Annotated in this window: 18 protein-coding genes and 2 tRNA genes; 17 read left to right on the top strand and 3 right to left on the bottom strand. The window is 56.1% G+C overall.

All coding sequences use genetic code 11. The annotated features are described in order from the left end of the window. Window positions 1-59: 59 nt before the first annotated feature. The gene (locus G5154_RS10710) at window positions 60-959 is read right to left on the bottom strand and encodes a LysR family transcriptional regulator ArgP (RefSeq protein WP_337073795.1); all 900 of its coding nucleotides are present in this window, start codon (window positions 957-959) and stop codon (window positions 60-62) included. Between the two features lie 199 nt (window positions 960-1,158). Continuing rightward, window positions 1,159-1,809 (bottom strand): acyl-homoserine-lactone synthase, encoded by a 651-nt coding sequence (locus G5154_RS10705; RefSeq protein ID WP_236347198.1) that lies wholly within the window; start codon window positions 1,807-1,809, stop codon window positions 1,159-1,161. 62 nt (window positions 1,810-1,871) lie between these two features. Here G5154_RS10705 and G5154_RS10700 point away from each other — a divergent pair, with 62 nt between their 5' ends. After that, window positions 1,872-2,654 (top strand): LuxR family transcriptional regulator, encoded by a 783-nt coding sequence (locus G5154_RS10700; protein WP_005343205.1) that lies wholly within the window; start codon window positions 1,872-1,874, stop codon window positions 2,652-2,654. A 194-nt stretch (window positions 2,655-2,848) separates the two neighbouring features. After that, window positions 2,849-3,460, top strand: coding sequence for an L-lysine exporter (gene lysE / locus G5154_RS10695; RefSeq protein ID WP_005343206.1), 612 nt, complete (start codon window positions 2,849-2,851; stop codon window positions 3,458-3,460). A 132-nt stretch (window positions 3,461-3,592) separates the two neighbouring features. Here lysE and G5154_RS10690 read toward each other — a convergent pair whose 3' ends face one another. Then, complete coding sequence (locus G5154_RS10690) at window positions 3,593-5,602, bottom strand: methyl-accepting chemotaxis protein (RefSeq protein ID WP_216979492.1); 2,010 nt, start codon at window positions 5,600-5,602, stop codon at window positions 3,593-3,595. 258 nt (window positions 5,603-5,860) lie between these two features. Here G5154_RS10690 and ruvA point away from each other — a divergent pair, with 258 nt between their 5' ends. The 15 genes from ruvA (at window position 5,861) to G5154_RS10615 (ending at window position 17,646) form a co-directional block, all read left to right on the top strand. Then, complete coding sequence (ruvA, locus tag G5154_RS10685; protein WP_216979491.1) at window positions 5,861-6,475, top strand: Holliday junction branch migration protein RuvA; 615 nt, start codon at window positions 5,861-5,863, stop codon at window positions 6,473-6,475. Window positions 6,476-6,483: 8 nt separating this feature from the next. Beyond that, the gene (gene ruvB / locus G5154_RS10680) at window positions 6,484-7,494 is read left to right on the top strand and encodes a Holliday junction branch migration DNA helicase RuvB (protein ID WP_005335744.1); all 1,011 of its coding nucleotides are present in this window, start codon (window positions 6,484-6,486) and stop codon (window positions 7,492-7,494) included. Window positions 7,495-8,428: 934 nt separating this feature from the next. Beyond that, the gene (locus G5154_RS10675) at window positions 8,429-9,985 is read left to right on the top strand and encodes a cytochrome ubiquinol oxidase subunit I (RefSeq protein ID WP_421244377.1); all 1,557 of its coding nucleotides are present in this window, start codon (window positions 8,429-8,431) and stop codon (window positions 9,983-9,985) included. A gap of 11 nt (window positions 9,986-9,996) precedes the next feature. Further along, on the top strand, window positions 9,997-11,133 hold the full coding sequence (cydB, locus tag G5154_RS10670; protein WP_033113517.1) for a cytochrome d ubiquinol oxidase subunit II: 1,137 nt from the start codon (window positions 9,997-9,999) through the stop codon (window positions 11,131-11,133). Window positions 11,134-11,147: 14 nt separating this feature from the next. Continuing rightward, entirely contained in the window at window positions 11,148-11,264 is a 117-nt protein-coding gene (gene cydX / locus G5154_RS10665) for a cytochrome bd-I oxidase subunit CydX (RefSeq protein ID WP_005304933.1), read from the top strand. After that, window positions 11,251-11,562, top strand: coding sequence for a cyd operon YbgE family protein (locus tag G5154_RS10660; protein ID WP_041202810.1), 312 nt, complete (start codon window positions 11,251-11,253; stop codon window positions 11,560-11,562). The genes cydX and G5154_RS10660 overlap by 14 nt, the downstream gene beginning before the upstream one ends. Before the next feature lie 105 nt (window positions 11,563-11,667). After that, window positions 11,668-12,075 carry a tol-pal system-associated acyl-CoA thioesterase gene (gene ybgC, locus G5154_RS10655; protein ID WP_337073798.1) on the top strand — a complete coding sequence of 136 codons (408 nt, stop codon included), beginning with the start codon at window positions 11,668-11,670 and terminating at the stop codon, window positions 12,073-12,075. Between the two features lies 1 nt (window position 12,076). After that, a complete protein-coding gene (gene tolQ / locus G5154_RS10650) occupies window positions 12,077-12,754 on the top strand; it encodes a protein TolQ (RefSeq protein ID WP_216954450.1) in 678 nt (225 codons plus the stop codon). Next, window positions 12,754-13,200 carry a protein TolR gene (tolR, locus tag G5154_RS10645; protein WP_005335733.1) on the top strand — a complete coding sequence of 149 codons (447 nt, stop codon included), beginning with the start codon at window positions 12,754-12,756 and terminating at the stop codon, window positions 13,198-13,200. Before tolQ ends, tolR begins: the two co-directional genes overlap by 1 nt. 5 nt (window positions 13,201-13,205) lie before the next feature. Then, window positions 13,206-14,336 (top strand): cell envelope integrity protein TolA, encoded by a 1,131-nt coding sequence (tolA, locus tag G5154_RS10640; RefSeq protein ID WP_216979490.1) that lies wholly within the window; start codon window positions 13,206-13,208, stop codon window positions 14,334-14,336. A 95-nt stretch (window positions 14,337-14,431) separates the two neighbouring features. Further along, window positions 14,432-15,757, top strand: a complete 1,326-nt coding sequence (tolB, locus tag G5154_RS10635) for a Tol-Pal system beta propeller repeat protein TolB (protein ID WP_005335728.1) — start codon at window positions 14,432-14,434, stop codon at window positions 15,755-15,757. Window positions 15,758-15,806: 49 nt separating this feature from the next. Beyond that, entirely contained in the window at window positions 15,807-16,331 is a 525-nt protein-coding gene (gene pal / locus G5154_RS10630) for a peptidoglycan-associated lipoprotein Pal (RefSeq protein WP_005304908.1), read from the top strand. 158 nt (window positions 16,332-16,489) lie between these two features. Further along, entirely contained in the window at window positions 16,490-17,293 is an 804-nt protein-coding gene (gene ybgF / locus G5154_RS10625; protein WP_421250999.1) for a tol-pal system protein YbgF, read from the top strand. Window positions 17,294-17,467: 174 nt separating this feature from the next. After that, window positions 17,468-17,543 (top strand) — tRNA-Lys (locus tag G5154_RS10620). 31 nt (window positions 17,544-17,574) lie between these two features. Then, window positions 17,575-17,646, top strand: a tRNA-Val gene (locus tag G5154_RS10615).

The raw sequence follows: 17,646 nt of genomic DNA, 5'->3' as shown, positions 1-17,646 counted from the left end.
TGAAGGATCGCCCAGCACTATACGTTTTTAGCCCTGCAAAGCCAAGGTGAATGGCCTGCTCAGCGTGGTTTCAACTGCGATCTGGCATGGTCAATGAGACGTTGGGATAGCTGCTTGTGTACCCCCTTTTCCAGTACCCAGCGGTGCCAGTAGAGGCGTTCTGTCAGAACATGGTTGGGACTGAGGTTGAGCAGTGACCCGCCAGCGAGCTGGCCTCTGATCTGTAACTCGGGGATGAGACAATAGGCCAGGCCCTGTTCGGCCATGGCGACAAAGGCCTCGGACGAGTGAACCGTGTGGCAGGGATAACCGCCGGGCTCTAGCCCGAAGTGTTTCGCCATGAAGCTGACATGCATGTCGTCGCGTTGATCGAAGGCCACTGCCGGAGCCTTGGCCAGCGCCTCCCGGGTCAGACCGTGGGGAAAGTGGCGCGCCACGAACGCGGGGCTGGCGGTAAGCAGATAGTTCATTTCGCCCAGATCATCGACGCAGCAACCGGCCAGTGGCTGGGGATGCAAGCTGACCGCACCAAAGGCCTGACCCTCGCGTACCTTGTCGAGGGTGCGGCATTCGTCATCCACCAGCAGGTTGAGTTCGATGGGATGCTGCTCCAGCAAGGGGGCGATGGCGGGCAAAAACCAGGTTGCCAGGCTGTCGGCATTGACGGCGATACTGATCCGGATGGGGGCTTGTGGTGTGGCGGGAGCCAGCTCACCAGCCAGTTCCAGCTCGAGCTGGTGGACCTGACGATAGTGTGCCAGCAGCTTCTGGCCGAGCTGGGTCGCCTGCAACGGCTGGCTGCGGATGAGCAGCGGCTCGGCAAATTGTTGCTCCAGTAGTTTGATCCGCTGGGAGATGGCGGACTGGGTCATGTGCAGTGATTTGGCGGCCCGCTCGAAGTTCTGCTCCTGCAATACCGCATCCAGTGCCCGCAGCAGTTTGTAGTCCAGCTCTTTCATCTTCCCTCCCTTGCGTTGCTTCTGGGCTGACTCTACGTCACTCGGCAGGGGACAACAATGGGTGGTGACAGGGCCGTTACGCTGTGATTTCTGACAGTAGTGATCAGGTTGTTGAGGGAGGATACTGCCCGCTGACCCATGGGTTAGCCTGCGGGCTCATAGCGATCTGTTTATCCCGGGTCTGTTTTCCCGGGATTTTTTATGGCTGCGTTGCCAGCGCCGGTGATGGTTGCTGCAGTAGAGAGTGGCTGGTTTGATAGTGGCCCAGCAGAGGTTTGCCAACGGCGTGGGCGAAGCGTTCATCCAGATGGAAGCGGATCCCCACCCCGCGCACGGCCCCCAGATCCACCGCCTGGCGATGGCCGAGGCGCTCGATGGGCAGGCCGAGGCGGCGGAAGATGCGCTCTACCGGCAGGCTGACGACAGCGACCAGCTCACGGATCCCGTGAGCATGGGCGAAGGCATAGACTTCGCGAAAGATGACGCAGGTGAGCTCGCTGACGCCATTGACCATCCGCGGAGCACGGCTGGCATCGATGGCAAGACGGGTCAGTTCCCAGACATCGGGGGTACGCGGTGCACTTTCACCGGCAAGGGCGGTGGGGAAGATGGTGGGCAGCATATAGGCATCGGCACAGTTGAGCAGGCGAATACAGCCGCATAGCCCTTGCTTATCCTCGATCAGCACCCAATGGGTGTCTGGCGTATCAAAACTGTCACGCTCAAGTCCCCGATGGGACTCTACATCCCAGCCGAGCCGGTCGGAAAAGACGCGATTTCGAAAGCGATAGAGTTCATCCTCTACCTCATTTCGTGGATGCTCTCTCAATTTTCCTTTGAAAACCAACATTATGGGCCCTCTGTCTTGCTATTCGCCGTTATAATCACATGTCTGGCCAAGGGGGCTTTCATATGAAAAGAGACCAACTGCTTGAGTATCTCGAACATTTCACTTCGGTGACGGATGGCAACCGTCTGGCCGAGCTGATCGGTCACTTCACGCTCGGGATGGGCTACGACTACTACCGCTTCGCGCTGATCCTGCCGATGTCGATGCAAAGACCCAAGGTGGTGCTGTTCAATCACTGCCCTGACTCCTGGGTGCAGGCCTATACCGAAAACAACATGCTGGCATGTGATCCGGTGATCCAGCTGGCGCGCAAGCAGACCTTGCCCATCTACTGGAATCGCCTCGATGAGCGAGCAAGCTTTCTGCAAGAGGGAAGCATGGATGTGATGGGGCTGGCAGCCGAGTTCGGGCTGCGCAACGGCATCTCCTTCCCCTTGCACGGTGCCGCCGGGGAGAACGGTATTCTCTCCTTCATTACCTCGGAACGCGCCTCGAGCGATCTGCTGTTGGAGTCGTCGCCCATCCTCTCATGGATGTCCAACTACATCTTCGATGCCGCGATCCGGGTGGTGCGTTTCAGCATGATGGACAGTGTGGGCAAAGAGCCCCTGACCGAGCGCGAAACAGAGTGCCTGTTCTGGGCCAGTGAAGGAAAGACCTCCAGCGAGATTGCCTGCATTCTCGGCATCACGGAGCGCACAGTGAATTACCATCTCAATCAGGTCACCCGCAAAACCGGCTCCATGAACCGCTACCAGGCCATTGCCAAAGGGGTGGGAACCGGCTTGCTGCTGCCCAATCTGGAGCAGGTGGTGGTCACCAATTTCCCCAGAGTGCTTCAGTAGTCCGAGTCTCAGATACCACAGATTCTCCTGCTGCTGTCTGAGGGTCACAATTGTCAGATCCGGTAATTGACACGGGATTTAATAGAAGCGCTTCATCATTAGCAAAATGAATGAACCAGTAAATCAATGAATTTCTAAGAAGGAGCCGGACTCGCTATAGTGCCGTTCATTCATCATTTCGAACGGAATTTTCGATGCTGCTGACCACGACCCTGCAAGGTTTCACCATAGGTCTTGCCATGATCATCCCTATCGGCGCCCAGAATGCCTTTGTGCTGAGCAGGGGTATCCATCGCAACCATCATTTGCTGAGCGCCACACTCTGCAGCTTTTGCGACCTCATTCTGATCGCCATAGGGGTATTTGGCGGAGCCAATCTGCTGGCCGCCAGCCCGATCGGCATGATATTGCTCACCTGGGGGGGCGTACTGTTTCTCGGCTGGTTTGGTGTGCGCTCCCTGCGCAGCGCGTGGTATGGGCAGGAGGGAGGACTGGCCGACGCTTCGCAACGGATGAAAGCCAGAAGTGTACTGGCCATGACGCTAGGGGTCACCTTGCTCAATCCCCATGTCTATCTCGATACCCTGATGCTGCTCGGCTCGCTGGGCAGTCAGGTGAGCGAGCACCTGCGTCCGGCCTTTGCGGCCGGTGCCATGCTCGCCTCGCTGGTGTGGTTCTACTCACTTGCGCTGGGAGCTGCAGCATTGGCGCCCTGGCTGGCGAGAGGGGGGGTACAGCGGGGGATCGATCTGCTGGTCGGCATCATCATGCTGAGTCTGGCGGGCAAGCTGGCGTTTGGAGGCTAGTCCGCCAGACTGTATCCATGGTGATGTCGGTGACGCTCATTGGCGGATAGCGAGGGTAGGCTCCGTGCGATTGAGTGTCAAACACCAGTCCGTTCTACGGACTGGTGTTTTTACAGCTTCTCGATACAGAGGCTATACCCGGAACTGGGAGAGCAGGCGCTGTTGCTGCAGGCTGGCCTGATGGAGAGAGGAGGCCAGCAACAGGCACTCCTGCGCCTCCTGTTCGCCGGTTCTGGCCTGCAGGCTGATCCCCGAGACCTTGTCGGAGGAGTGGCTGAGGGTGTGTGACAGTTGCCCGGTGGCCACGGCCACCTGCTGCACCATATCGGCCAGCTGGTCGATGGCCCCTTCCACCTTGAACAGGATCTGCTTGGTGTTCTCGGAGTCTTGCATGCCAGACTCCACCGTCTTGAGGTTGCGCTGCATCATCAGATAGGCGCTCTCGGTCTGCTGCTGGATGCTGCTGATCACCTGGCTAATTTCGGCGCTTGAGGCCGCGGTGCGGTTGGCCAGGGTGCGCACCTCGTCAGCGACCACCGCAAAGCCACGTCCCATCTCCCCCGCGCGGGCTGCTTCGATAGCCGCATTGAGGGCCAGCAGGTTGGTCTGCTCCGAGATGCCGCTGATGGTGGAGATGATCTGGCCAATCTGGCCTGCCTGCTCCTTGAGGGCGTTGATGGCGACGGCGCACTCGCCCACCTCCTGCACCACCCGCTGCATGCCTGCGCTGGCGGAGGCGACATACTGGCTGCTCTCGGTGGTCAGCTGGCGCACCTCATTGGCATTGTGGGCCGCCATGCTGCAGTTGTCCGATATGGTGGTCGCTACCTGTACCATCTGTTCGCTGTCGTGGTGCAGGGCCAGCGCATGTTCGGCAGTCTGGCGGCTGCTCTGGCTGATCGCCTCCACCCGGTTGACCGAGGTGTGGACGTGCTCGCTGAAGTGCCGATTATTGTCCATGGTGGAGCTGATCATCTTCTGCAATTTCTCGATGAAGCGATCCACGCTGTTGGCAAGCGAGCCTATCTCGTCATCCCGTTGCAGGTTGATGCGGGCGTTGAGATCTCCCTCGCCGGCGGCGATATCCTGCATCCGTTTATCCACCTGCAGCAGCGGGGTGACCAGCTTGCGGGTCAGCCAGAAGCCGCAGAGGGTGACCATGAGCAGGCTCAGCAACAGGCCGCCCAGCAGCAGGGAGCGAGTCTGGCTGATGATGCCGTTGAGTTGGACGACCTGATCCTCGACGGTGGCATCACCGCTCGCCTCGATGGCAACCAGTTGTTGTTTCAGCTGGTCGGCACTGGCCTCATAGAGAGCCTGCTGGGCCTGATAGTTGCCGAGCGCCTCGATCCACTGCCCCATCAATTGCTGATGTCGGGTCAGCAGGGCGCGATACTCTGCGGACAGTGTCTTGCCAGCAAATTCCCCGGAGCCCTCGATATCGAACAGTCCGGTGCCGAGCATGCTGTCGATCGCTCCGTGGTAGAAATCGGTCGCCTCTTTCAGCTCGGCCTTGATCGCCGCCGTGACCCCCTGTCTGCGCATCTTCTCCAGCGCATAGAGCTGGCGCAAAAAGCCGATGTTGGACTCCATCCCCCCGTCGGCCGCTTCCCAGCGGGTAGAGAGGCCACTGTTCCAGCTGATGGTCTGGTCGGGGGATTGGGTCAGCGTCTCTACCGCCCCATCGCCGATCTCCTCCAGCTGCGTCGAGAGACGGGCCATCAGGTCGGCGTTATGATGCAGGGCCTGATCCGCCTCTGTGTAGGCGTGATAGAGCGTCAACAGCTTCTCTTGTTGCTGTTGATAGGCCTGCTTCTGTTGCTCCATGGACGAAAGGGCTGCGCCATCAATGAGCTGCCCCTGACTGACCCGAGCCAGTGCCTCATCGGTTGCCGCTTTGGCGGCATCAAGCTCGGCACGATTGAGCGGGGTGCCGTTTTGCATCTTCTGAATCTGTAACTGTTGATTGCCCAGTTCGATGGAGCCCTCCATGGCCCCGTCAGCGGTCTGCCAGGCGCTTCCCAACACATAGGCGAGCAGATCGGCAAGCCGCTGGCTGCCATACCAGCCCACGGCTCCCATCCCCAGCGTGCAGCCGAGCAAGATGGCAAGACCCAGATTGGCGGTGGTAACAATTTTCATATGATGGCCTTCCTTGGTATCTGCATTGCATCAATTTCGGTTCCGAACGAGTTTAGTGTAGTGTTCATGCCCGTTCGGAGTCCGGCCCGGTGCAGAAACATCCCGTACACTCCGGCTGAACCAGATCAAGCATGGTAGCCAATTGGCGAAAAAGCTTTCTGGCTACTCTGAGGTTGCCGCCATGTGCTGGATACTTATCCAGTTATTCTTTATGCTATGAGCCAATTTACGAATAGCTGTATTGGTGAGGAGAGAGCCGTGATTGGTCGCTTGAGAGGCATTGTCATTGAGAAGCAGCCCCCCGAGGTCCTGCTGGAAGTGGGTGGGGTTGGCTATGAGGTGCAGATGCCGATGAGCTGCTTCTATGATTTGCCGGAGATCGGCAGGGAAGCGACCATCCATACTCACTTTGTGGTGCGGGAAGATGCCCAACTGCTCTATGGTTTCAACCACAAACAGGAGCGGGCGCTGTTTCGCGAGCTGATCAAGACCAATGGGGTTGGCCCCAAACTGGCACTGGCTATTCTCTCCGGTATGACCGCTACCCAGTTTGTGCTGAGTGTCGAACGTGAAGAGATAAGCTCCCTGGTCAAACTGCCGGGGGTCGGCAAAAAGACCGCCGAGCGGCTGGTAGTCGAGATGAAGGATCGTCTAAAGGGCTGGGTCAGCCATGATCTCTTCTCCCCCGCCATGGTCACATTGCCAGCCAGTGAGCCTGAATTGCGGGCGCCGGGTGTGACCGAAGAGGCAGCCAGTGCGCTGGTTGCCCTTGGTTACAAGCCGCAACAGGCGAGCCAGATTGTCAGCAAGATCGCCAAAGAGGGTATGTCGGTGGAAGATATCATCCGTGAATCTCTTCGTAGCCTTGTGTGAGGTAGTTGATGATTGAAGCAGACCGCCTCATCTCGGCCAGTGCCGCCCGTGAGGATGACATTATTGATCGGGCCATCCGCCCCAAGAAGCTGGCTGACTACACCGGTCAGGATACCGTCTGCGAACAGATGGAGATCTTTATCGAAGCGGCGCGTCAGCGGGGTGAAGCGCTTGATCACCTGCTGATCTTCGGCCCGCCCGGTCTGGGCAAGACCACCCTCGCCAACATCGTCGCCAACGAGATGGGGGTCAATATCAAGACCACTTCCGGCCCGGTGCTGGAGAAAGCGGGTGATCTGGCTGCATTGCTCACCAACCTTGAACCGAACGATGTATTGTTCATCGACGAGATCCACCGTCTCAGCCCGGTGGTGGAGGAGGTGCTCTATCCGGCAATGGAGGATTACCAGCTCGACATCATGATCGGAGAGGGGCCAGCGGCTCGCTCCATCAAGCTGGATTTGCCCCCCTTCACCCTGATCGGCGCAACCACCCGGGCTGGTTCACTCACCAGCCCGCTGCGAGATCGTTTTGGTATCGTCCAGCGTCTTGAGTTCTACAACGTCAAGGACTTGACCGATATCGTCTCCCGCAGCGCCCGTTGTCTGGGACTCGATATGACAGAGGATGGAGCCATCGAGGTCGCTCGTCGCTCCCGTGGTACTCCGCGGATTGCTAACCGCTTGTTAAGACGGGTGCGCGATTTTGCCCAGGTGAAATCCGATGGCCGCATCGATGGTCCCATCGCGGCTCGCGCCATGGATATGCTGGATGTCGATAACGAGGGGTTTGATTTTATGGACCGCAAGTTATTGTTGGCTGTGATAGACAAGTTTATGGGGGGGCCGGTGGGTCTCGATAATCTGGCCGCCGCGATCGGGGAAGAGAAAGATACTATCGAAGATGTGCTGGAGCCTTATCTGATCCAGCAAGGGTATCTGCAACGTACACCCAGAGGACGGATTGCGACCACACGAGCCTACGCTCATTTCGGTCTTCAGCGACCAGATGAGAAGTAAAAACAGTCGTTTGAACATGAAACCGCCGTCAAAGGCGGTTTTTTGTTATGCGGGCCAAAAAAAGCCCACGGCGGATGCGGTGGGCAAAGACAATTCAGGATGGATGTTCACAGACAGTGAGTGCGTCTGGACACAGACCGGAAAATAAACAGGTGAGCCGTCGCGAGCTCTCAGAGTCGGTTCAGTTGATAGAGCTGCACAAAGGAAAGCTTGTAGTAACGGATGGTTTTAGCAACAAACTTTTTCATCTTCGATTCCAATAGACAGGTTCAAATTGATGGTCGAATACGTACCGTGAACCCGGATTAACCGGCCTGTATCCAAGGGGATGCCCTCACTGCGAGGCGCATTGTAGGAGTTCGAATCGACCTGGACAAACAAGAAAAATTGCAACCTTCAAATTAGTTTATCTAATGCCTCGCTTGATGAAATTGGTTCGCATGAGTATGCATTATTTGCAGTTTTAAATTGGATTTTTGAATCAGATTGACTGACCCGGATAACATGGAAAAAGGCGCGTTATCGACACTTTTCAAATTAAACGAGGTAGCCGGATGTTAAATTCTTAAATTGATTTAAATCAATATTTTACGCTTTATCATCTTTTGTGATCTGGCTCTCTTCAATAATCGTGAAATAGATTAAACATGGCTTTGAAAGCCATGTATTTCGGGTCCTTTTACATTGATTTCAATCAAATAAAGGTGATATAAAAACCCGGTCATAATGGGCGAGAATAAATTGAAGCTGATTGTTTTGTAATTGTTAAACATTAGCTTTATTTGTTTTCCTGTATTGCCTTGTTGTTAATATTGGTGGTTACTGAAAGTGTTTTGTTGTGATGCGTCTCAATGGGGCCCATTCGATAACCCCCAACGGAAGCTTTGTCCTTAAAACTTAAAATAGCCGTGCCAATAATCGGTGAGGAAACATCATGATTGCTGAGCATGTGGTAGACCTATCGCGGTTCCAGTTCGCTGCGACGGCCCTTTATCACTTTTTGTTTGTACCCCTGACGCTGGGAATGGCTTTTCTCCTGGCGATCATGGAATCCGTCTATGTGATGACCAACAACACCATCTACCGGGATATGACCAAATTCTGGGGTAAGTTGTTTGGTATCAACTTTGCCCTGGGGGTTACCACAGGCTTGGCCATGGAGTTCCAGTTCGGGACGAACTGGGCGTATTACTCCCATTATGTCGGCGATATCTTCGGGGCTCCGTTGGCCATTGAAGGGCTGATGGCCTTCTTCCTGGAGTCCACCTTCGTCGGTATGTTCTTCTTTGGTTGGGATCGTCTGAGCAAGCATCAGCATCTGGCTGCCACCTGGTTGATGGCACTGGGTACCAACCTCTCCGCCCTCTGGATCCTGGTTGCCAACGGCTGGATGCAAAACCCGGTCGGTGCCGAGTTCAACTTTGAATCCATGCGGATGGAGATGATGAGCTTCGCTGACGTGGTGCTCAACCCGGTTGCCCAGGTCAAGTTCGTCCACACTGTGGCGGCTGGCTATACCTGTGGCGCCATGTTTGTGCTGGGTATCTCCTCCTACTACCTGCTGAAGAATCGTGATGTGGCGTTTGCCCGTCGCTCCTTCGCCATTGCCGCCGCGTTCGGTATGGCTTCCATCGTGTCCGTGCTGATCCTCGGTGACGAATCCGGTTACGAGACCGGTGAAGTGCAGAAGGTTAAACTGGCCGCTATCGAAGCCGAATGGGAAACTGAACCTGCTCCGGCCGCCTTTACCCTGTTCGGTATTCCGAATCAGGAAGAGATGCGCACCGACTACGCCATCAAGATCCCTTATGCGCTTGGTATTATCGCGACCCGTTCTCTGGACGGTCAGGTCACCGGTCTGAAGGATCTGAAGAGCGAGCACGAACTGCGCGTTCGTAACGGTATGACCGCTTACGATCTGCTGACCAAGCTGCAATCCGGTGACAAGTCTGACGAGACCCGTGCTCGCTTCGACGAAGTGAAGCAGGATCTGGGCTACGGTCTGCTGCTCAAGCGCTACACCAGCAACGTGACCGATGCGACCGAAGAGCAGATCAAGGCCGCTGTGGATGACTCCATCCCGCAGGTACTGCCGCTGTTCTTCGCCTTCCGCATCATGGTTGCCGTCGGCATGCTGATGCTGGTACTGATTGGTATGGCCTTCTATGACAGTGCCCGTCACCAGATCGGCAAGCGCAAGTGGCTGCTCAAGGCTCTGCTGTGGGGTATCCCGTTGCCGTGGATCGCGATCGAAGCTGGCTGGTTTGTTGCTGAATATGGTCGCCAACCGTGGACCATTGCAGAGGTGTTGCCGACTTCCCTCTCTGCATCCAATTTGCCTGCAGCCGAGATCTGGTTCTCTCTGATCGGTATCTGCCTGTTCTATACCGTACTTCTGGTTATCGAGATGTACCTGATGTTCAAGTATGCCCGTCTTGGCCCCAGCAGCCTGAAGACTGGCAAGTATCACTTTGAACAGATCAAGGCATAAGGAGAGCGACCATGTTTGATTACGAAACTCTGCGTGTCATCTGGTGGGCTCTGGTCGGCGTACTGCTGATCGGTTTTGCCATCACTGACGGCTTCGACATGGGGGTAGGCGCACTGCTCCCGTTCGTCGGCAAGAAAGATGTCGAGCGCCGCGTGATGCTCAACACCATGGGGCCGCACTGGGAAGGTAACCAGGTTTGGCTGGTCACTGCCGGTGGTGCCTTGTTCGCCGCCTGGCCGATGGTGTATGCCGCGACCTTCTCCGGCTTCTACATCGCGATGATCCTGACGCTGATGGCGCTGTTCCTGCGTCCGGTCGGTTTCAAGTACCGCTCGCTGCGTGCTGATGCCAAATGGCGCAGCAACTGGGACTGGGCCTTGTTCGCCGGTAGCGCCGTACCGCCCATCGTCTTTGGTGTGGCCTTTGGCAACCTGTTGCAAGGCGTTCCATTCGAGTTTAACCAGTTCATGATGTTGACCTATCACGGCAACTTCTTTGGCCTGCTGAACCCGTTCGGCATTCTGGCTGGTCTTGTGAGCCTGTTCATGCTGCTCACCCAGGGTGCAACCTGGTTGATGATGAAGACCGATGGTGAAGTGCTGGCGCGTTCCCGCACTGCCGCCATGATCTGCTCACTGGTGACCCTGGTGCTGTTTGCTGCCGCGGGTTGGTGGGTAAGCGGTATGGAAGGGTATGTCATCGTCAAGGCTGCCGCGACTGACGCAGTATCCAACCCGATGAACAAGGAAGTTGTCCTGCAGGCTGGCGCCTGGATGAACAACTACACCCTCTATCCGTGGATGGTGGCTGCCCCTGTACTGGGTCTTGCCATGAGCCTGCTGACTGCGCTGTTTGCCCGTATGAACATCGGCTGGCTGGCGTTTACCAGCTCCTCGCTGGCGATTGCCGGGGTCATCCTCACTGCCGGTTTCTCCATGTTCCCGTTTGTGATGCCCTCAAGCCTTGAGCCGTCACTGAGCCTGACCATGTGGGATGCTACCGCCTCCTTCAACACCTTGCAGGTGATGACCGTGGCTGCAGCAGTCTTCGTACCGATTGTGCTGGGTTACACCATCTGGACTTACATCAAGATGTTTGGCCGGGTAACCAACAAGCACATCGAAGATAACCAACAATCTCTCTATTAAGAGGTGCGCTGACAATGTGGTATTTCACCTGGATCCTGGGGCTGTTGCTGGCCTGTGCATTTGGCATCATCAATGCGCTGTGGCTGGAACACACCGAGAACATGGATCGTCAGATCGATGAAAACAAGTGATCGACTCGCCAGGCTCGCCGCTCCACTGGAGCGGCAGCCGTGGCAGGGGTTGATGTTACTCGCGGCGGCCTTGTTGGCCGTCGCTATTTTACAGGCCCCCAATCTGATCGCGGCCAACACCAGCGAGCATGGTCTCTGGCTTGCTCCCTGGCTGATGTGGGCCGTCTGTTGTGGCGTACTTAACGGGCTTGGCTTTCATCTGAAAAGCCTGCCCGGACGTGTGCTGTTCAATCCCTGGCTCGCCTGGCCCAGTTTGTTGTATGGCCTCTGGCTGACACATTCATATTTCCTTTCATAAAAAACGGGGGGAGGCAGGATTTCCCTGCCTCCCCCTGCTTCTTTCCTATTCAGCCCTGCGCTATGATAGCCCCCCATCTGACTGTCGAATGGATCACAGATTGTTATGGGGGAAGTCTTTGAGTTTCCGGTGCGTGTCTACTACGAAGACACCGACGCCGGGGGCATCGTCTACAACGCCAATTATCTCAAGTTTATGGAACGTGCTCGCACCGAGTTTCTTCGTGCCAAAGGGGTCGAACAGGACGTCTGGCTGCAGGAGGGATATGCCTTCGTGGTGAGCCGAACTGAGATCGATTTCCGCTCGGCGGCCCGTTTTAATGAACTATTGAATGTATTAACGCAAGTGATTGAAGTGAAACGCGCATCCCTGCGTTTTTCGCAGCAGATCCTGGCGGCTGATGGACGACTCGTCACCCAGGCTTTGGTACAGATAGCCTGTGTGAGTCGTCCGCAAATGAAACCTGTAGCTATACCTGAAAAAATCAAGGGAGTGCTGTTAAGTGCACGCTGAAATTTCGTTTATTGGCCTGTTTTGGCAAGCCAGCCTGTTGGTAAAACTGGTCATGATCACCCTGATGAGCATGTCTATTGTCTCCTGGGCGCTGATTATCCAGCGTTCCAAGGCGATCAAGGCGGCCAATCTCGCATCGGAACAGTTTGAAGATCGCTTCTGGTCAGGGGTCGATCTCAATCGCCTCTATCAGGAGTCCTCTTCCCGCCGCGATGACATCGAAGGCATGGAAGATATCTTCTACTCCGGCTTCAAGGAGTATGCTCGCTTGCTCAAGGCCGGTGCCCGTGGTCAGGATGCGGTGATGGATGGTACCTACCGCGCCATGCGCGTCTCCCTCTCCCGCGCGGTAGATGATCTGGAATCCAACCTGCCGGTGCTGGCGACCATCGGCTCCATCAGCCCCTATATCGGTCTGTTCGGTACCGTATGGGGGATCATGAACGCCTTTATCGCCCTAGGTCAGGTGCAGCAGGCCACCCTGCAGATGGTGGCACCGGGTATCGCGGAAGCGCTGATTGCGACCGCCATGGGTCTGTTTGCCGCTATCCCGGCGGTAATCTTCTACAACCGCTTCTCCAACAAGGTCGAGCGGCTGGAGAACGCCTACGCCAACTTCATGGACGAGTTCACCACCATTCTGAACCGTCAAATTGCTCAGCAGCAGGGTGATCAGTAATGCAAACCTATCAGCGGATCCGGCGCAAGAAGGTGGCCGAGATCAACGTGGTTCCCTATATCGACGTCATGCTGGTGCTGCTTATCATCTTTATGGCGGTCACGCCGGTGATCACGCAAGGGGTCAAGGTGGATCTGCCGCAGGCTGAGTCCGAGCAGTTGCCGGAAGATGCCAAGCCGCCCTTCATCGTAAGCGTCAATACCGAAGGCGAGTATGTCATCAAGGCTGGCGAAGCCGATGACGAGCCGGTGCCAAGTGGCACGCCAGAGGCGATGCAGCAATACATCACCGAAAAAGCCATGGGCTATCTGGCGATCAACCAGAATGCCCCCGTGGTGGTCGCGGGTGACAAGGCCGTGCGCTACGAAGAGGTGATCCTGTTGATGGTGGCCCTCAAGAATGCGGGTGTGCCTCAGGTTGGCCTGATGACAGATCCGGTGAACTAACGGAGATGGATGTGAAGCGTGGTATTTCCGGTTATCTCATCGCGTCGTTTCTGCTGCACCTGATCATCGGCATCATCCTGTTTGTCGGGCTCGATTTCAGCAAACCGAAACGACCCGAATCGAAGGGGCAGATCGTCAATGCCGTCATGCTTGATGAGAACTTCCTCAACGAGCAGGCCAAGCAGATCCAGCAGCAGAAAGCTCAGCCCAAGCCGCAGAAGGTAGAGAAAGAGAAGGATAAGGAAGATACGGATCTTGCCAAACGCGAACTAGCCCAGCAGCAGGAACGGCTGCGTATTGCCGAGGCCAAGCGGAAAGAAGCAGAAGAGGCGACCCGCAAGGCCGAGGCTGAGAAGCAGAAAAAAGTTGCCGAGCAGAAGCGGGCGGAAGAGAAGGCGCAGAAAGCCGAGGAGGCCCGCAAGCTGGAAGAGCAGAAGGCCAAGAAGGCGGAAGCCGAGCGCAAGGCTGCTGAAGAGGCCAAGGCACTGGCGCTGAAGAAAAAGAAAGAGCTCGAGAAAAAACAGGCGGAAGAGAAGGCTAAAGCCGAGGAGGCCAAAGCCAAGAAAGCGGAAGCTGACAAGAAGGCCAAGGCTGAGGCAGAGAAGAAAGCCAAGGCAGAGGCTGAGAAAAAAGCCAAAGCCGAGGCTGAGAAGAAGGCCAAGGAAGAGGCAGCCAAAAAGGCAAAAGCTGACGCAGAGAAGAAAGCCAAGGCTGAAGCCGAGAAGCAGGCCAAGATCGCGGCAGAACGCAAACGCAAAGCGGCCGAGGAGGCCAGACTGCAAAAAGAGATGGAAGCCATGATGCAGCAGCAGCTGGCGGCTGAAGCCAATGCCCGCAGCCAGGCTGCCTCTGCAGCGGCACAAGGTGAGGTCGACAAGTATGCGGCGCTCATCAAGGCCACTGTTGAGCGGTATATGATTTTGGATCCCACCATGCGGGGCAAAACATGTACTATCGGCGTACGTCTTGCGAGCAGTGGCTTTGTTATATCGGTAGATAACGGCCAGGGTGACCCGGCGGTCTGTCGTTCGGGTAAGGCGGCTGTTCTGAAAGCCAATCAACTGCCAGTGCCCAAGGATCCTGCGGCATTCGAGATGTTGAAGGAATTTAACCTGAAGTTAGAACCGAGTATCTAAGCGTGATAAAACGAGGTTGCTTGCCTCCGGTTGGCAACCTCTCGCCGAGAAAGGAATTTAACCTCTCATCTATATTGGAACCGAGTATTTAAGCCATGATCAGAAAAGTATTTTTTGCTTTGGTTGGCTGTTTGTTGCTGGGCCAGAGTGCCCAGGCGGCCCTGGACATCGTCATCACCGGCGGTATTGATAGCGCACGCCCCATCGCCGTTGCTCCCTTCAAGTGGGAAGGTAACGGGCAGTTGCCGCAGGACATCGCGGAAGTGGTCTCCAACGACCTGATGCGCAGCGGCAAGTTCAAGCCGCTGGCCCGTGGCCAGATGCCGCAAACCCCGAGCAGCAGCAGCGAGATCAACTTCGCTCCCTGGGCCTCCCAAGGGGTTGAAGCCGTGGTGGTGGGTTCCATTTCGGCAGTCGGTGACGGCACCTACAAGGTCAACTTCGAGCTGGTCGATGTGCTGAAAGGCCAGCTGGCCAAGGCGCAAGGTGGCGAGAGCAACGGTTACATTTTGGATAGCCGCATGGCGACCATCCCGGGTGCCCAGATGCGCCAGTTTGCCCACCGTATCTCAGATATCGTCTATGAGCGTCTGACTGGCGAGCGCGGTGCCTTCCTGACCCGTCTGGCTTACGTCTCCGTACAGCAGGGTACCCAGTTCCCGTACCAGCTGCGTATTTCTGACTACGACGGTTACAACGAGAAGACCCTGCTGCGCTCCCGCGAACCGTTGATGTCTCCGGCCTGGTCGCCGGATGGCAGCAAGCTGGCTTACGTGAGCTTCGAGAACCAGAAGTCCGAAATCTATGTGCAGGATATCTACACTCAGCAACGCAGCCTGATCACCAGTTTCCGCGGTATCAACGGGGCGCCGGAGTGGTCTCCGGATGGTCGTCGTCTGGCTATCGTTCTCTCCAAAGATGGTTCACCGAACCTCTATGTGGTTGATGTCGCTAGCAAGCAGCTGACCCGCGTCACAACCAGCCGTGTTATCGACACCGAACCCTCCTGGATGCCGGATGGGCAAAATTTGTTGTTCACCTCTGAACGTGGTGGCAAACCCCAGATTTATAGCGTAAATTTGGCGACTGGTATGACTCGCCGGATGACTTGGGAAGGTGAATCCAACCAGGGTGCATCCATCACTCCTGATGGCAAAATCATGGTGATGGTGACCCGTGTTCAGGGACAGTATCGTATTGCCCGTCAGGACATGGAAAACAATGCCCTGTTGGTCCTTACCCAGAGCGCTCTGGATGAGTCGCCAAGTGTGGCTCCCAATGGCAGCATGATCATTTATGCCACCATCTATCAGGGTCGTAAGAGTCTCGCGTTGGTGTCGACTGATGGTCGCTTCAAGGCTGTGCTTCCGACCAGTAGCGGTGAAATTCGTGCACCAGCTTGGTCGCCCTTCTTGAATTGATAAAAATCCAATTGTTTTTTGTTTTGTTATAAAGGTTTAAGGAAATAGCATGCAACTCAATAAACTGCTCAAGGGTTTGGCCATCGCACTGCCACTGTTCACCCTGGCCGCTTGTAGTTCTTCTTCTGATTCCGACGCTGCTGGCGCTGAATCAGGTATGACCGACGGCATGGGCGGTGTACAAACCGGCGGCGCCAACGGCATGTTGTCCCCGGAAGAGCAGATGCGTCAGAAGTTTGAAGCACTGCAGCGTGACAACGTGATCTACTTCCCGTTCGACGGTTACGATATCCAGGGTCAGTACGCTGATCTGCTGGATGCCCACGCCAGCTACCTGCGCGAGCGCCCGAGCGTTAAAGTCCTGATCGAAGGTCACGCCGATGAGCGCGGTACTCCGGAGTACAACATCGCCCTGGGCGAGCGTCGTGCCAAGGCTGTTGCCAAGTATCTGCAAACCCTGGGTGTGCAGGCCGAGCAGCTCTCCATCGTCAGCTATGGCGAAGAGAAGCCGCTGGACATGTCCCACACCGAGGATGCCTTTGCCAAAAACCGCCGCGCGGTTCTGGTTTACTAAGGTTTAAACCCAACGAAGTTCGTTTATATGCAAGCGGCCATTTCGATGGCCGTTTTATTTGCACTAAACGCCAAGGTTTGATCCGAATGAAATCTGCATATGCGAGCGACGATGGCGCTGGCCGTTTTATCTGTACTAAACGCTAAGGTTTGATCCGAATGAAATCTGTGTACAAGCAAGCTGTCGTTGCGCTGGCAGTATTGGTTGCTCTGAATGCGCAAGCTGCGGCTCCTGTCAGCGATCTGGGCGGTGACTCGGGTGGTGGCGTTGTCCTTAGTGGCAACAACGGCGCCATCGTGCCCACCGGTAGCCTGGAAGATCGGGTTGCCCTGCTGGAGCGCACCCTCAATGCCCGTCTGCGACTGCAAGCTGAATTGCAGCAGCAGGTCGACTCCCTGCAAGGGGAGGTCTCTGAGCTGCGTGGTCAGCTGGAGCAGCAGACCTACCAGATGGAACAGTCGCAAGAGCGCCAGCGTCAGCTCTATCAGGAGCTCGACAAGGTCGCCAGCAGCCAGCAGGCTGCTCCGGCTGCCGCGGCCCCTGCAGCTGCCTCTACACCTGCCGCCGCAGCCAATTACTCAACCAATCAGGATGAGAATCAGGCCTACGATGCAGCGGTCAACATGGTGCTCAAAGAGAAGAACTACGACAAAGCCATTCCGGCTTTCCAGGGCTTCATCAAGCAGTACCCCAATTCGGGCTATGTTCCCAATGCACACTACTGGCTCGGCCAGTTGCTGTTCAACAAGGGTGACAGAGCCGGCGCCTCGGCCCAGTTCTCGACCGTGGCCAACAAATACAGCAAATCCCCCAAGCGCGCCGACGCTCTGCTGAAGCTGGGTATGCTGGCGCAGCTGGATGGCAAGAAGGCGGAAGCCAAATCCTTCTATGAGCAGGTGATCAAGGGCTATCCCAACACCTCGCCGGCCCAGTTGGCCAAACAGAGTCTGGCCAAGCTGTAACATTGCTGTATGTCACTGTTTTCGTAACGCTACTGTAAAAACAGCTCGTATTTGTACGCACAGTGAGCAAACGGATTTAAATTACGAATTTTCTGTTGCACCGGAAATTTAAATCCGTAATATAGGCCGCCGTCAGAGCCGAAGCAGTAATGCAGTCGGAACTGGTCGTGGTGAGGGTCGTTAGCTCAGTCGGTAGAGCAGTTGACTTTTAATCAATTGGTCGCTGGTTCGAATCCAGCACGACCCACCATTTTCTCCACTCGGTGGAGACAGAATTCCCAGGTCGTTTAGCTCAGCTGGGAGAGCACCTCCCTTACAAGGAGGGGGTCACTGGTTCGATCCCAGTAACGACC

It is taken from the genome of Aeromonas sp. 600527 (genome assembly GCF_049175415.1).
GTDB lineage: Bacteria > Pseudomonadota > Gammaproteobacteria > Enterobacterales > Aeromonadaceae > Aeromonas > Aeromonas veronii_A.
This window is presented reverse-complemented; position numbering and strand designations above follow the sequence as displayed.

What these genes read in the sequence shown, in the direction of transcription:
- ybgC (WP_337073798.1), top strand. Translation starts at nt 11,668, where the DNA reads ATGGGGGAAGTCTTTGAGTTTCCGGTGCGTGTCTACTACGAAGACACC.
- ruvB (WP_005335744.1), top strand. Translation starts at nt 6,484, where the DNA reads ATGATTGAAGCAGACCGCCTCATCTCGGCCAGTGCCGCCCGTGAGGAT.
- ybgF (WP_421250999.1), top strand. Translation starts at nt 16,490, where the DNA reads ATGAAATCTGTGTACAAGCAAGCTGTCGTTGCGCTGGCAGTATTGGTT.
- G5154_RS10675 (WP_421244377.1), top strand. Translation starts at nt 8,429, where the DNA reads ATGATTGCTGAGCATGTGGTAGACCTATCGCGGTTCCAGTTCGCTGCG.
- G5154_RS10660 (WP_041202810.1), top strand. Translation starts at nt 11,251, where the DNA reads ATGAAAACAAGTGATCGACTCGCCAGGCTCGCCGCTCCACTGGAGCGG.
- pal (WP_005304908.1), top strand. Translation starts at nt 15,807, where the DNA reads ATGCAACTCAATAAACTGCTCAAGGGTTTGGCCATCGCACTGCCACTG.
- tolR (WP_005335733.1), top strand. Translation starts at nt 12,754, where the DNA reads ATGCAAACCTATCAGCGGATCCGGCGCAAGAAGGTGGCCGAGATCAAC.
- G5154_RS10690 (WP_216979492.1), bottom strand. Translation starts at nt 5,602, where the DNA reads ATGAAAATTGTTACCACCGCCAATCTGGGTCTTGCCATCTTGCTCGGC.
- lysE (WP_005343206.1), top strand. Translation starts at nt 2,849, where the DNA reads ATGCTGCTGACCACGACCCTGCAAGGTTTCACCATAGGTCTTGCCATG.
- G5154_RS10710 (WP_337073795.1), bottom strand. Translation starts at nt 959, where the DNA reads ATGAAAGAGCTGGACTACAAACTGCTGCGGGCACTGGATGCGGTATTG.
- cydB (WP_033113517.1), top strand. Translation starts at nt 9,997, where the DNA reads ATGTTTGATTACGAAACTCTGCGTGTCATCTGGTGGGCTCTGGTCGGC.
- tolB (WP_005335728.1), top strand. Translation starts at nt 14,432, where the DNA reads ATGATCAGAAAAGTATTTTTTGCTTTGGTTGGCTGTTTGTTGCTGGGC.
- tolA (WP_216979490.1), top strand. Translation starts at nt 13,206, where the DNA reads ATGGATGTGAAGCGTGGTATTTCCGGTTATCTCATCGCGTCGTTTCTG.
- cydX (WP_005304933.1), top strand. Translation starts at nt 11,148, where the DNA reads ATGTGGTATTTCACCTGGATCCTGGGGCTGTTGCTGGCCTGTGCATTT.
- G5154_RS10705 (WP_236347198.1), bottom strand. Translation starts at nt 1,809, where the DNA reads ATGTTGGTTTTCAAAGGAAAATTGAGAGAGCATCCACGAAATGAGGTA.
- G5154_RS10700 (WP_005343205.1), top strand. Translation starts at nt 1,872, where the DNA reads ATGAAAAGAGACCAACTGCTTGAGTATCTCGAACATTTCACTTCGGTG.